The organism is Rahnella sp. P4_A8 (assembly GCF_056402435.1).
Genome location: NZ_JBFUHK010000079.1, coordinates 1 through 13,421, shown reverse-complemented (window position 1 = coordinate 13,421; position 13,421 = coordinate 1). Strand labels below are relative to the sequence as shown.

Annotated in this window: 10 protein-coding genes and 1 other RNA gene; 8 read left to right on the top strand and 3 right to left on the bottom strand. The window is 50.6% G+C overall.

Translation table 11 applies throughout. The features are described 5' to 3' along the window. Positions 1-1,820: phosphoenolpyruvate synthase (ppsA, locus tag AC1DUO_RS21765; RefSeq protein WP_477988704.1), on the top strand; the 1,820-nt coding region annotated here is incomplete at its 5' end. A 137-nt stretch (positions 1,821-1,957) separates the two neighbouring features. On the opposite strand, the gene rprA is transcribed toward ppsA, so the two are convergent. Both rprA and ydiK read right to left on the bottom strand, forming a co-directional pair. Beyond that, positions 1,958-2,068: antisense sRNA RprA (rprA, locus tag AC1DUO_RS21760), an RNA gene on the bottom strand. Between the two features lie 188 nt (positions 2,069-2,256). After that, entirely contained in the window at positions 2,257-3,354 is a 1,098-nt protein-coding gene (gene ydiK, locus AC1DUO_RS21755; RefSeq protein ID WP_013576106.1) for an AI-2E family transporter YdiK, read from the bottom strand. A 327-nt stretch (positions 3,355-3,681) separates the two neighbouring features. On the opposite strand from ydiK, the gene ydiJ reads away from it, so the two are divergent. Together ydiJ and AC1DUO_RS21745 are read left to right on the top strand one after the other, a co-directional pair. Then, positions 3,682-6,738 (top strand): D-2-hydroxyglutarate dehydrogenase YdiJ, encoded by a 3,057-nt coding sequence (ydiJ, locus tag AC1DUO_RS21750; RefSeq protein WP_013576104.1) that lies wholly within the window; start codon positions 3,682-3,684, stop codon positions 6,736-6,738. Positions 6,739-6,753: 15 nt separating this feature from the next. Beyond that, complete coding sequence (locus tag AC1DUO_RS21745) at positions 6,754-7,173, top strand: hotdog fold thioesterase (RefSeq protein WP_013576103.1); 420 nt, start codon at positions 6,754-6,756, stop codon at positions 7,171-7,173. 116 nt (positions 7,174-7,289) lie between these two features. On the opposite strand, the gene AC1DUO_RS21740 is transcribed toward AC1DUO_RS21745, so the two are convergent. Beyond that, positions 7,290-7,694 carry a hypothetical protein gene (locus AC1DUO_RS21740; protein WP_477988701.1) on the bottom strand — a complete coding sequence of 135 codons (405 nt, stop codon included), beginning with the start codon at positions 7,692-7,694 and terminating at the stop codon, positions 7,290-7,292. A 456-nt stretch (positions 7,695-8,150) separates the two neighbouring features. On the opposite strand from AC1DUO_RS21740, the gene sufA reads away from it, so the two are divergent. The 5 genes from sufA to sufS form a co-directional block, all read left to right on the top strand. Beyond that, positions 8,151-8,522, top strand: a complete 372-nt coding sequence (sufA, locus tag AC1DUO_RS21735; protein WP_013576101.1) for a Fe-S cluster assembly scaffold SufA — start codon at positions 8,151-8,153, stop codon at positions 8,520-8,522. A 46-nt stretch (positions 8,523-8,568) separates the two neighbouring features. Further along, positions 8,569-10,092 (top strand): Fe-S cluster assembly protein SufB, encoded by a 1,524-nt coding sequence (gene sufB / locus AC1DUO_RS21730; RefSeq protein ID WP_112152176.1) that lies wholly within the window; start codon positions 8,569-8,571, stop codon positions 10,090-10,092. Between the two features lie 123 nt (positions 10,093-10,215). Beyond that, positions 10,216-10,962: a Fe-S cluster assembly ATPase SufC gene (gene sufC / locus AC1DUO_RS21725; RefSeq protein ID WP_013576099.1), complete on the top strand. Its 747-nt coding sequence runs from the start codon at positions 10,216-10,218 to the stop codon at positions 10,960-10,962. Next, a complete protein-coding gene (sufD, locus tag AC1DUO_RS21720) occupies positions 10,937-12,238 on the top strand; it encodes a Fe-S cluster assembly protein SufD (protein ID WP_013576098.1) in 1,302 nt (433 codons plus the stop codon). Before sufC ends, sufD begins: the two co-directional genes overlap by 26 nt. Then, positions 12,238-13,421 (top strand): cysteine desulfurase SufS (gene sufS / locus AC1DUO_RS21715; protein WP_477988697.1); only part of this gene is annotated, 1,184 nt, incomplete at its 3' end. The genes sufD and sufS, both read left to right, overlap by 1 nt.

Genomic DNA, 13,421 nt, shown 5'->3' with positions numbered 1-13,421 from the left:
GCGTGGCGCTGTCTGCTGGTGTGCAGCGCATGGTGCGTTCTGATCTCGCTTCTGCAGGCGTGATGTTCACCATTGATACCGAGTCGGGTTTTGATCAGGTGGTCTTTATCACCTCGGCTTATGGTCTGGGTGAAATGGTCGTTCAGGGTGCGGTTAACCCTGATGAGTTTTACGTACATAAACCTACGCTGGAAAAGAATAAGCCTTCTATTGTCCGCCGTACGATGGGCTCGAAGAAAATTCGCATGGTATATGCTCCGAGCCAGGAACATGGCAAACAGGTTCAGATTGAAGATGTGCCGGCTGAACAGAGCACCCGTTTCTCCCTGACGGACGACGAAGTGCAGGCACTGGCACGTCAGGCATTATTGATTGAAAAACACTATGGTCGTCCGATGGATATCGAATGGGCGAAAGATGGCCATAACGGCAACCTTTATATCGTGCAGGCACGTCCGGAGACAGTTCGTTCAAACGGTCAGGTGATGGAACGCTATCAGCTAAATGGCAGCAGTAAAGTGTTGGTTGAAGGCCGCGCTATCGGCCATCGCATTGGGGCCGGGCCGGTAAAAATCATTCATAATATCAGCGAAATGCACCATGTTAAGGCAGGTGATATTCTGGTAACTGACATGACGGACCCTGACTGGGAGCCGATCATGAAAAAGGCATCGGCGATTGTCACCAACCGCGGCGGGCGTACCTGTCACGCAGCCATCATTGCGCGTGAATTGGGTATTCCTGCGGTAGTCGGTTGTGGTGATGCCACTGAAAAACTGACAGAAAACCAGAAAGTGACGGTTTCCTGTTCTGAAGGCGATACCGGTTACGTCTATCAGGATGAGCTGGACTTCACCGTGCAGAGCTCTGAAATTGATGAGCTGCCAAAATTACCGCTGAAGATCATGATGAATATCGGTAACCCTGACCGCGCATTCGACTTTGCCTGTCTGCCGAATGAAGGTGTCGGGCTGGCGCGTTTAGAATTCATTATTAACCGTATGATTGGTGTTCATCCCAAAGCATTACTGGAGTTTGATCAGCAGCCGGCGGAGTTGCAGGAAACCATCAATAAGATGATCCAGGGCTATGACAGCCCGCGTGAATATTATGTGGCACGTCTGACGGAAGGGATCGCGACGCTCGGCGCTGCATTCTGGCCGAAACGGGTGATTGTGCGTTTGTCCGATTTTAAATCGAATGAATACGCCAATCTGGTCGGCGGCGAAAAATACGAGCCTCACGAAGAAAACCCGATGCTGGGCTTCCGTGGTGCGGGTCGTTATGTCTCTGACAGCTTCCGGGATTGTTTCGCGCTGGAATGTGAGGCCATGAAGCGCGTGCGCAATGATATGGGGCTGACTAACGTTGAAGTGATGATCCCGTTTGTTCGTACCGTGGCACAGGCTGAAGCTGTCGTTAAAGAGCTGGCGAGTCAGGGGCTGAAACGGGGCGAAAATGGCCTGAAAGTGATTATGATGTGTGAAATACCGTCAAATGCATTGCTTGCAGATCAGTTCCTTGAGCACTTCGACGGATTCTCTATTGGGTCTAATGACATGACGCAGCTTGCGCTGGGGCTGGATCGTGATTCCGGCGTGGTTTCTGAACTCTTTGATGAACGAAACGAAGCCGTTAAAGCCCTTTTGTCGATGGCAATCAAAGCCGCTAAGAAGCAGGGGAAATATGTCGGTATTTGCGGGCAGGGGCCATCAGATCATCAGGACTTCGCGCAATGGCTGATGGAAGAAGGAATCGACAGTTTGTCACTCAACCCGGATACCGTTGTCCAGACCTGGTTAGCGTTAGCTGAAAAGTAAATAAATGACTAATGACTGACGCTAAGGCTGTCACTTTCGGGTGGCGGCCTTTTTCTTTTTTACCGGGATGGAAGTTACGGGAATAAAAATAACGGTTAGCGGGTTACGGGATAAATAGAACGGTGAGGAAAAGAAATAAAAAAAAAAGCCCGTCATAGCAGACAGGCAAAGACTRCACACAGCAATTTGGGATATACCAGCTCAGGGGGAAGCTTGTATATAAATCAGTGGGTTGAAATCCGAACTGTTAATAATACTAAGTTTCTCAAGGTATTTAGTCTGTAAGAATTCTCCTAATAGATATTATTCTCATGCTAATTGATGAGAAGAAGTGTTTTTAGTGTGAGTCATTCAGGAAGGAAGCAGGAATAAAAAAAAGCGCTGCCCGGTTGAATTATCAGGGGCAGCGCCGGTGGTCAGTTAAAACGCAACAAAATTATTCATCCAGCGCTTTTAGTGCTTCTTCAGGTTCCATGTCAGGCTCAGGAGCCTCATTGACCCAAAGCGAAATCAGACGATATGAGACAGCCAGCACGACCGGTCCGATAAACAGGCCAATCATGCCAAAAGCAAATAAACCACCAATAACACCGGACAAGATAAGCAGCATCGGTAAATCCGCACCCATGCGGATAAGAACCGGGCGAAGCACGTTATCCAGGGAACCAACCACGCAACTCCATACCAGCAGAACGGTGCCCCAGGTATTGTCGCCGGACCAGTACAGCCAGATGATGGCCGGTATCAGAACCAGTAACGGACCGATTTGCGCGACGCAGCACACGAACATCACGACGGTCAGCACGGTGGCATAAGGAATGCCAGCGATGGCCAGTCCGATCCCACCCAGAACTGACTGAACAATGGCGGTAACAACGACACCTAACGCCACGGCACGGATTGCCTGACCGGCAAGAATAACGGCTGCATCACCACGTTCTGCTGCCAGTCGCACCGCGAAATGGCGGATACCCATGGCAACATTTTCTCCACGGCTATAAAGCAGGGCACTGAACAATAACATCAGCGCACAGTGGACAATGAAACGGCCCAGATGACCTGCCTGCGTCACAAACCAGGCTGCTGTTTGTCCGACGTAGGGCTGCACTTTGCTCATCAGCGCGTTCCCGCCGCCATTGATCAGGGCATGCCAGCCGTTGTAAAGCTTATTACCCACCAGCGGGATCGCGTTCAGCCACTGAAAATCAGGCATATGTAACGATGAAGGATGGCTCGCAATTTCGACCAGCGGCGCACCATTTTCCACGGCGCTGCTGACCAGCAAGGCGATAGGCAAGACGAATAATAAGATCAACAACAGCGTCATGATAATGACGGCCAGAAAACGGCGTCCCCAGAGAAGGCGCTGGAGCTTGATCATTAATGGCCATGTGGCAATGACTACCATCCCGGCCCAGACAAACCCGAGAATAAAGGGCTGTACAATCCAGATGCTGGCAACGGTCATCAGGGCAATAAATAGCACCCCAAACATAATCTGGGGCAAGTCATAACGTTTAATTGGGAGATTCATTCATGTTTCTCAATGTGATAAACGAAGTAAGGCACAAACCCTGTGCCTCCAAACACTATATTCATAAACAGGGGGCTAAAAATAAGCATGGAACATACGACGGCTTTTGGATAGCCCGCCACATAATTAGTTGCAAGGCGTTGTTGCCGTACGTGCTTTTTGCGGTACGTCATGAAACATCTGCAACAAAGGTGAACCAGACGGAGCGCTTAAAAACGAAGTATGTTAGTTTTTATTCTGGATAAAGAACAGGGTGGATCTGCCCGGCAGATCCGGCAGGTCGCCTCGGGCCCGCCAGGCATACAACAAAGACAGAGTCATAATTCAATGATCCCACAGATTTCTCAGGCACCGGGTGTCATCCAGCTGGTGCTCGATTTTTTGGAAGCATTAAAAAGCAACGGTTTTACGGGTGATGTCACAACAACTTATGCCGACAGGCTGACGATGGCGACGGACAACAGCGTCTATCAGTTGCTGCCGGATGCGGTCTTATTCCCCATCGCAACGTCAGACGTTGCATTGATTGCCCGCCTTGCGGGGCAGGAACGTTTTAAAACACTCGTGTTTACTCCGCGCGGTGGCGGTACCGGTACCAACGGTCAGTCACTGAACCGCGGCATTGTGGTTGATATGTCCCGTCATATGAACCGCATTCTGGATATCAACGTGGAACAAGGGTGGGTCAAGGTCGAAGCCGGGGTGATCAAAGATCAGCTCAATGATTATCTGCGCCCGTTTGGCTTTTTCTTCTCTCCCGAGTTATCAACCAGTAACCGTGCGACGCTGGGGGGCATGATTAACACCGATGCCTCCGGTCAGGGCTCGCTGGTTTACGGCAAAACGTCTGACCACGTTCTCGGTGTCCGTGCGATTGTTCTCGGTGGCGACATGCTGGATACCACCGCTATTCCGACGGCGCTGGCCGATAAGCTGGGTGAAGAGGATTCGGTCATTGGACGGATTTACCGCACCGTGCTGGACAGTTGTCGTGATAACCGCGCGCTGGTGATTGAAAAATTCCCGAAACTTAATCGTTTCCTCACAGGTTACGACCTGCGCCATGTGCTGAGTGACGATCTGCAAACCTTCAACCTGACACGCATTCTGACCGGTTCAGAAGGCTCGCTGGCCTTTATCACCGAGGCGCGTCTGAATATCACGCCGATCCCCAAAGTGCGTCGTCTGGTCAATATCAAATACGACTCCTTTAATTCAGCGTTACGTAATGCGCCTTTTATGGTGGAGGCGAAGGCGCTATCGGTTGAAACCGTCGATTCCAAAGTACTGAATCTGGCGCGAGAAGACATTGTCTGGCACAGCGTTCGTGATTACATCACCGACGTTGAAGGCAAAGACATGCAGGGACTGAACATTGTTGAGTTCGCCGGAGATGATGCAGACCTGATTGAAACTCAGGTCAGTGCGTTGTGCGAACGCCTTGATAGCCTGATAAGTGATAAAGAAGGCGGTGTGATTGGCTACCAGATTTGCGCTGATCTGGCTGGTATCGAGCGTATTTATAATATGCGCAAGAAAGCCGTCGGTCTGCTGGGTAATGCCAAAGGGCAGGCTAAACCGTTGCCGTTTGCGGAGGACACCTGTGTGCCTCCCCAGCATCTGGCGGATTATATTGTCGAATTCCGTGCGCTGCTCGACAGTCATCATCTCAGTTATGGCATGTTCGGGCATGTCGATGCGGGTGTATTGCATGTGCGTCCCGCACTGGACATGTGTGACCCGCAACAGGAGATATTGCTCAAACAAATCTCCGATGAAGTCGTAGCCCTGACCGCTAAATATGGTGGTTTGCTATGGGGAGAGCACGGAAAGGGTTTCCGTGCAGAATACAGTCCGGCATTCTTTGGCGAAGCACTGTTCCATGAACTGCGCCGGATCAAAACCGTATTCGATCCGGATAACCGCCTGAATCCCGGTAAGATCTGCGCGCCGCTTGAGTGCGATGAACCGATGATGAAAGTCGATGCGCCAAAACGCGGAACCTTGGATCGCCGTATTCCGCTGGAAGTCCGTCAGTCATTCCGCGGTGCGATGGAATGTAACGGTAACGGCCTGTGCTTTAACTTTGATGTGAAAAGCCCGATGTGTCCGTCAATGAAAATTACCGGCAGCCGTATCCACTCGCCAAAAGGTCGCGCGGGTCTGGTTCGCGAATGGTTGCGTTTATTGTCAGAACAAGGTGTAGATCCGCTGGCGCTTGAGAATGCGCTGCCGGAGAAAGGCATGAGTTTCCGCAGCCTGATCGAACGTACGCGTAACACCTGGCATGCTAATAAAGGCGAATATGATTTCTCCCATGAAGTGAAAGAGGCAATGTCCGGCTGTCTGGCCTGCAAAGCCTGCTCGACGCAGTGCCCGATAAAAATTGATGTGCCGGGGTTCCGCTCACGTTTCCTGCAGCTTTATCACACGCGTTATCTGCGCCCGGCACGCGACCATTTTGTTGCGAGTGTTGAAAGCTATGCCCCCCTGATGGCCAAAGCCCCCAAGGTGTTCAACTTCTTCCTCAGGCAACCCTGGTTGCGCGAGATGAGCCGAAAAAATATCGGCATGGTTGATTTGCCTTTGCTGTCTTCTCCGACACTGCGCGAGCAGTTATCAGGGCATCGCGCCAGTAAGATGACGCTTGAACAACTGGAAGCCATTCCGCCTGCCCGGCGTGGTGAATACGTGCTGGTCGTACAGGATCCGTTTACCAGTTTTTATGATGCTCAGGTCGTTGCTGATTTTATCCGTCTGATTGAAAAACTGGGCCTTAAACCTGTTCTGTTGCCTTTCTCACCTAATGGCAAAGCGCAGCACATAAAAGGTTTCCTGACCCGCTTTGCCAAAACAGCGAAGAAAACGTCACTGTTCCTTAACCGTGTATCGCAATTGGGAATGCCGATGGTGGGGGTCGATCCTGCGCTGGTACTGTGTTATCGCGATGAATATAAAGAAATTCTCGGTGACACACGCGGATCGTTCCAGGTCCAGCTTGTGCATGAATGGCTTGACAGCTGGCTGGCTGAGCGTCCGGCACAGCAACAAAGTGGCGAGTCCTGGTATCTGTTCGGACATTGTACGGAAAGCACCGCCTTGCCCAACAGCGGCAAACAGTGGGGCGACATCTTTGCCCGCTACGGTGCGAAGCTGGAAAACGTCAGTGTCGGGTGTTGCGGAATGGCAGGGACGTACGGTCATGAAACCAAGAATCTCGAAAACTCACTGGGAATTTATGAGCTTTCCTGGCATACCTCTTTGCAACGGTTGCCACGCCAGCGCTGTCTGGCAACCGGTTATTCCTGCCGCAGCCAGGTAAAACGAATCGAAGGAAACGGTGTTCGCCATCCGTTACAGGCACTGCTGGAAATCATCCCCTAACAATAAGGAAGTATTATGTCATTCTGGAAACGGAGTACCACGCTTGAAGCCCTGAATCAGCGCAGTCAAGGATGTATGGTGGGCCATGTGGGGATTGAGTTCACGCAGTTGGGTGAGGATTTCCTCGAAGCGACCATGCCGGTGGATGTACGCACAACACAGCCTTTTGGTTTACTGCACGGCGGCGCATCTGTTGTTCTGGCCGAAACGATGGGATCAATGGCGGGTTATTTATGCTGCGAAGGAAATCAAACTGTAGTGGGCGTGGAAATTAATGCCAGCCATATGCAGTCTGCACGGGAAGGGCATGTGCGCGGTGTTTGCCGCGCATTGCGCACCGGCCGCCGCAGTCAGGTGTGGCAGATTGAGATTTTTGATCAGAAAGGGAATCTGTGCTGCGTATCGCGGTTGACGACCATGGTAATCGAACATTAATACAGGCTGTTAATCAACACTGATCATACAGTCAGAAAGTGGACAGGCGGATGCATGATGAATGTGTCCGCTTTTTTATTTGACTTAGTAAAGGGAAGTAACCTGTTGAAAGCACATCAAAGCTGGAACGGAACGCGTTTGGCAAAGTCAGTTTGAAATGCCGTTGCTTTTTCCCAGATGCCCATCATGGCATAATACTGACAAATGAGTTTTAACGTGTGCCGTGCTAAATGGTAACTCTGAACACGGAAGAGTTCACACCGAACCACGCTGTTGATTTCCAGGATCAGGCGGTTATGTAATTTGCATAACGCATGAAGATAACTGTGATCATCCCCGTTTTGCAGGCACAGATTGGCCATATCCAGACAGATGCTGTTGAAGCGTTTGAGCTGGCAAAGATGTGCATCCGGGCGTCGTAAGGCGGCATCCGCCATATAAAAATCCACGGTGGCATCGCGGACACTCGATTTATATTCGTCGATCTTGCCTTGCAACCACGCATTTACCGATTGAGTCATTCTCAGTATTCCGGGTTATCTGAATGATAATCATTATCAAATAATGAACATCATATTGGCAAAAAATCGCCGGATCAACGTTTTCATCCGGTTTTTTTATTTTTGTGTAATTAAGCCAGTAAGCAAAAAGAGCTTTAATTCTTCAAATATGGCGAATTCATAAATAGGCATTTCCGATGAATGTTTTATAATAGACACAATGAAAGCTATTAAACCTTACCTTTTATAAGGTTTATTTCAATTTTTAACAAAAAATTGACAATTTATTCAATCAGTTGATGGTCGCGGTGTTCAAGACCCGCCAGTGGCCAGATGTAAAGACGGTGCACATTGAGTGTCTTTCCTCGTGTGTAATCGCTATACCCTCTTAAAACAAGAGGTTGAAGTGATTAATGTTATCACTAGAATAGAGACAATAGGTCTTGTCTATGACCGTAAAATTATGAGGTAAGACAGATGCAAACTGAAACTGTCGGCTCTTTCTCTTTAGACGACAACGTATGGCAAGGCGTTAGCCTGACAGATTCTGCAGCGAAACAGATTAATACTCTGGTGGCTCAGGATCCCGAAGTCAAAGGTCTCCAGCTTTCCGTGAAACAATCGGGCTGTGCTGGCTTTGGCTACGTTTTGGATTTAACCAAACAACCGGCCAGCGATGACCTGGTGTTTGAACATGACGGCGCTTTGCTGTTTGTTCCGCTGAAGGCCATGCCTTTCATCGACGGAACCGAGGTAGATTTTGTCCGCGAAGGACTGAATCAGATATTTAAATTCAATAATCCTAAAGCTCAGCATGCCTGCGGGTGTGGCGAAAGTTTCGGTGTTTAAAACTTTCTGTTTCTAAGATTATTGTAAACAAAGCGATGTAACCAACATGTCACGAAGCAACGTAGAAATTCCAGATGATGTGCAGTCTTGGGTCGGCGAGGGGACGAATTACAAGGAAGGGTTCTTTACCCAGCTGGCAACCGATGAATTAGCATCAGGCATCAACGAAGATGTGGTGCGTGCGATTTCCGCTAAGCGCAACGAGCCTGAGTGGATGCTGGAGTTCCGTCTGCAGGCTTATCATGCCTGGTTGAAAATGGAAGAGCCACACTGGCTGAAGGCGTATTACACGCCTCTGGATTACCAGGATTACAGCTATTATTCCGCGCCATCTTGTGGCAGCTGCGATGATAGCTGTGGCTCACAACCGGGGGCGACGCAGCAATCGGGCGGCGAGTCCCTCGGTGTTCCTGCGGGCGAAGCGAATAATTATCTGACCAGCGAAGTTGAAAAGGCTTTCGAACAGCTGGGCGTTCCGGTTCGTGAAGGCAAAGAAGTCGCCGTTGATGCGATTTTTGACTCCGTATCTGTCTCCACAACGTATCGCGATAAGCTGGCTGAATCGGGCGTCATTTTCTGCTCATTTGGTGAGGCAATTCATGAATACCCTGATCTGGTGCGCAAATACCTGGGTACCGTCGTACCTGCGCAGGATAACTTCTTTGCGGCGCTGAATGCGGCAGTGGCCTCGGATGGTACTTTTGTTTACGTGCCTAAAGGCGTGCGTTGTCCGATGGAACTGTCGACTTACTTCCGTATCAATGCAGCGAAAACCGGTCAATTCGAACGTACGATCCTGATTGCTGACGAAGGCAGTTATGTCAGTTACATCGAAGGCTGCTCCGCGCCGGTACGTGATACCTACCAGCTGCACGCAGCGGTGGTTGAAGTCATCCTGCACAAAGACGCGGAAGTGAAATATTCCACCGTGCAGAACTGGTTCTCCGGCAGCAAAGACAGCAGCGGCGGTATTCTGAACTTCGTGACTAAACGTGCATTGTGCGAAGGCGCTGGCTCGAAGATGTCCTGGACGCAGTCTGAAACCGGCTCAGCTATCACCTGGAAATACCCAAGCGTTATTCTTAAAGGTGATAACTCAATCGGTGAATTCTTCTCGGTTGCGCTGACCAGTGGTAAACAGCAGGCGGATACCGGTACCAAGATGATCCACATTGGTAAAAATACCAAGTCGACCATTATTTCCAAAGGGATTTCCGCCGGTCACAGCCAGAACAGCTATCGCGGTCTGGTGAAGATCCTGCCAAGTGCAGAAAATGCCCGTAACTTTACGCAGTGTGACTCCATGCTGATTGGCGCCGACAGTGCCGCGCATACGTTCCCGTATGTTGAAGTGCGCAATAATACGGCTCAGCTGGAACATGAAGCCACGACGTCAAAAATCGGCGATGACCAGCTGTTCTACTGTCTGCAACGTGGTATCAGCGAAGATGACGCTATTTCCATGATTGTGAATGGTTTCTGTAAAGATGTCTTTTCCGAGCTGCCGCTGGAGTTTGCTGTCGAAGCACAGAAACTGCTGGCGATCAGCCTTGAACACAGCGTCGGTTAATTCGCCGTACGTTTTCCCTGCCGTCGCAGCATGGTGTGATGTGTGCGACGTGCAGGTGTGAGTTCTCAAAGTCACAGCATAAAACAGAATTATGAGCGCCCAGGCGCAAACTCAAGGATACGTATGTTAAGCATTAAGAATTTGAAGGTCCGTGTCGAAGAAAAGGAAATTCTGAAAGGACTTGATCTGGAGATCAAACCGGGTGAAGTACACGCCATCATGGGCCCGAACGGCTCAGGTAAAAGTACGCTCTCCGCGACACTGGCTGGCCGTGAAGATTACGAAGTCACTGACGGTTCCGTCATCTTCAACGGTAAAGATTTGCTGGAACTCGCGCCGGAAGATCGTGCTGGCGAAGGCGTATTCATGGCTTTCCAGTATCCGGTAGAAATCCCTGGTGTGACCAACCATTTCTTCCTGCAAACAGCAGTGAATGCGGTGCGTAAATACCGCGGGCAGGAGCCGATGGATCGTTTTGACTTCGCAGATTTCATCGAAGAGAAAATCGCGATGCTCAAGATGCCTGCCGATTTGCTCACCCGTTCAGTGAATGTAGGTTTCTCCGGTGGCGAGAAAAAGCGTAACGACATTCTGCAAATGGCAGCGCTTGAACCAAACCTGTGCATCCTTGATGAAACCGACTCCGGTCTGGACATTGATGCGCTGAAGATTGTTTCTGATGGTGTCAACACACTGCGTGACGGCAAACGTTCATTCGTTATTGTCACCCACTACCAGCGTATCCTCGACTACATCAAGCCTGACTACGTGCATGTTCTGTATCAGGGCCGCATTGTTAAATCCGGCGATTTCACCTTGGTTAAACAGTTAGAGGAGCAAGGTTATGGCTGGCTTACCGACGAAGAGTAATGTCCCTGCGGCGGGCAGTTCGCACGCCATGCAGCAACTTTACCGTCTTTTTGAAAGCCGTGGCGGTGAGCAATCCCCCCACGCGCATGCTCACTGGCAACAGGTGCTGCGCCTCGGTTTTCCGCATGCCAAACTGGAAGACTGGAAATACACGCCGGTTTCTTCACTGCTGGGCAATCAGTTCTTTGCTCCTCAGCAGCAGGCGCTGACGGTTGAGAAAATCAAATCCCTTGCGCTGCCACTGGAGTGCTACCGTCTGGTTTTCGTGGATGGCCGTTTTGATGCGAGCCTGAGCGACAGCGATACCGGTGCGTTTGAAATCGAAAAACTGAGCCCTTCCGCGCAACAAACGTTACCGGATCCGATTCAGTCAGAGGTGTTTTTACATCTGACTGAAAGTCTGGCGCAGGATTCTTTCTCTGTGCGTTTGCCTGTAGGCAAGCACGCTGAGAAACCGCTGTATCTGCTCCATCTGAGCAGTGGTCGTGACCAGTCGCGCGAAATGAATACCGTTCATCATCGTTATCACCTGGCGATTGAGAATGGTGCGAATGCAGAAGTTATCGAGCATTACCTGAGTCTGAACGACCAGGGACATTTCACCGGTGCACGTATGACGATAAATGTGGGCGATAATGCAGATTTCACGCATTACAAACTGGCCTTTGAAAGCCAGGCCAGTTTCCACTTCTCGCATAATGATCTGGTCATCGGGCGCGATGCACGTGTTTCCAGCCACAGTTTCCTGCTGGGTGCGGGCCTGACCCGAAATAACACCAGCGCGCAGCTTAACGGCGAAAACAGCAATCTGGATATCAACAGTCTGGTTCTGCCGGTTGATTCTGAGATTGCCGATACCCGGACGTATCTGGAACATAATAAAGGCTATTGCAACAGCAAACAGTTGCACAAAGTGATCGTGAACGATCGCGCTAAAGCGATTTTCAACGGCATGATTAAAGTGGCCCAGCACGCACTGAAAACTGATGGCAAAATGACCAACAACAACTTGTTGCTGGGCAAACACACTGAGGTTGATACCAAACCTCAGCTGGAAATTTATGCCGATGACGTGAAGTGCAGCCACGGTGCGACAGTGGGTCGTATCGACGACGAACAGCTTTTCTATCTGCGTACCCGTGGGATCAGCGGGCAGGATGCTCAGCAAATGATCATCTTTGCTTTTGCTGCCGAACTGACGGAAGCCATTAAGAATGAAACCCTGCGTGAAGTCGTCATTGCCCGTATTGCAGGCAGACTAAATCGAGGTAAGTAATGAGTTTTCCACTGGAAAGAGTACGTAGCGATTTCCCTGTGCTGAGCCGTGAAGTTAACGGCCAGCCGCTGGCCTACCTTGACAGCGCGGCCAGCGCGCAGAAACCGCATCAGGTTATTCAACGAGAAATGTCTTTCTTCGAGCAAGGTTATGCTGCGGTTCACCGTGGTATTCACACCATGAGCGCGGAAGCGACTGAGCAGATGGAAAACGTCCGCACTCAGGCTGCCCATTTCATGAATGCCGCATCGGCGGAAGAAATTGTCTTCGTCAAAGGTTCCACGGAAGCCATTAACCTGGTCGCCAATACCTGGGGACGTGAGTTTTTACACGCCGGCGACCACATTATTCTGACTGAAATGGAACACCACGCGAACATCGTGCCATGGCAGATGCTGGCGAAAGAACGTGACCTTCATATCGATGTCTGGCACCTGACACCCGAAGGTGAGCTGGATTTGTCACAGCTTGAATCGCTGATCACGCCACGCACAAAATTACTGACGCTGGCACATGTTTCCAATGTATTGGGCACTGTTAACCCGATCGAAAAAATCATCCCTCAGGCGAAGGCTGCTGGTCTGACCGTCCTGGTCGATGGCGCGCAGGCGGTCATGCATCATGCGGTTGACGTGCAGGCGCTGGGCTGTGATTTCTATGTCTGGTCCGGACATAAACTTTACGGGCCGACCGGTATTGGTATTCTGTACGGCCGCAAGGCGTTGCTGGATCAGATGCCTCCGTGGGAAGGTGGCGGCTCAATGATCAAACATGTCAGTCTGACCGAAGGCACGACATTCGCGGCGGCGCCGTGGCGCTTTGAAGCGGGCACACCCAACACCGGCGGAATTATGGGGCTGGGTGCGGCAATGGAATACGTGACTGAGCTGGGTCTGGAAAATATCCATGCTTATGAACAGGAACTGATGAGCTATGCGCTCAACGCGATGGCGCAGGTGCCTGATATTCAGATCTACGGCCCGGCCACCCGAGCTGGGGTTATTGCGTTCAATCTCGGCAAACACCATGCGTACGACGTAGGCAGTTTCCTTGACCAATACGGTATTGCCATCCGCACCGGTCACCACTGTGCGATGCCATTAATGTCCTTCTACGGTGTTCCGGCTATGTGCCGCGCGTCGCTTGCGATGTACAATACACGTGAAGAAGTCGACCGTTTGGT

Excerpts from the sequence above, each read along its gene's own strand:
- ydiK (WP_013576106.1), bottom strand. The coding sequence starts at position 3,354 with ATGAATCTCCCAATTAAACGTTATGACTTGCCCCAGATTATGTTTGGG.
- ydiJ (WP_013576104.1), top strand. The coding sequence starts at position 3,682 with ATGATCCCACAGATTTCTCAGGCACCGGGTGTCATCCAGCTGGTGCTC.
- AC1DUO_RS21745 (WP_013576103.1), top strand. The coding sequence starts at position 6,754 with ATGTCATTCTGGAAACGGAGTACCACGCTTGAAGCCCTGAATCAGCGC.
- AC1DUO_RS21740 (WP_477988701.1), bottom strand. The coding sequence starts at position 7,694 with ATGACTCAATCGGTAAATGCGTGGTTGCAAGGCAAGATCGACGAATAT.
- sufA (WP_013576101.1), top strand. The coding sequence starts at position 8,151 with ATGCAAACTGAAACTGTCGGCTCTTTCTCTTTAGACGACAACGTATGG.
- sufB (WP_112152176.1), top strand. The coding sequence starts at position 8,569 with ATGTCACGAAGCAACGTAGAAATTCCAGATGATGTGCAGTCTTGGGTC.
- sufC (WP_013576099.1), top strand. The coding sequence starts at position 10,216 with ATGTTAAGCATTAAGAATTTGAAGGTCCGTGTCGAAGAAAAGGAAATT.
- sufD (WP_013576098.1), top strand. The coding sequence starts at position 10,937 with ATGGCTGGCTTACCGACGAAGAGTAATGTCCCTGCGGCGGGCAGTTCG.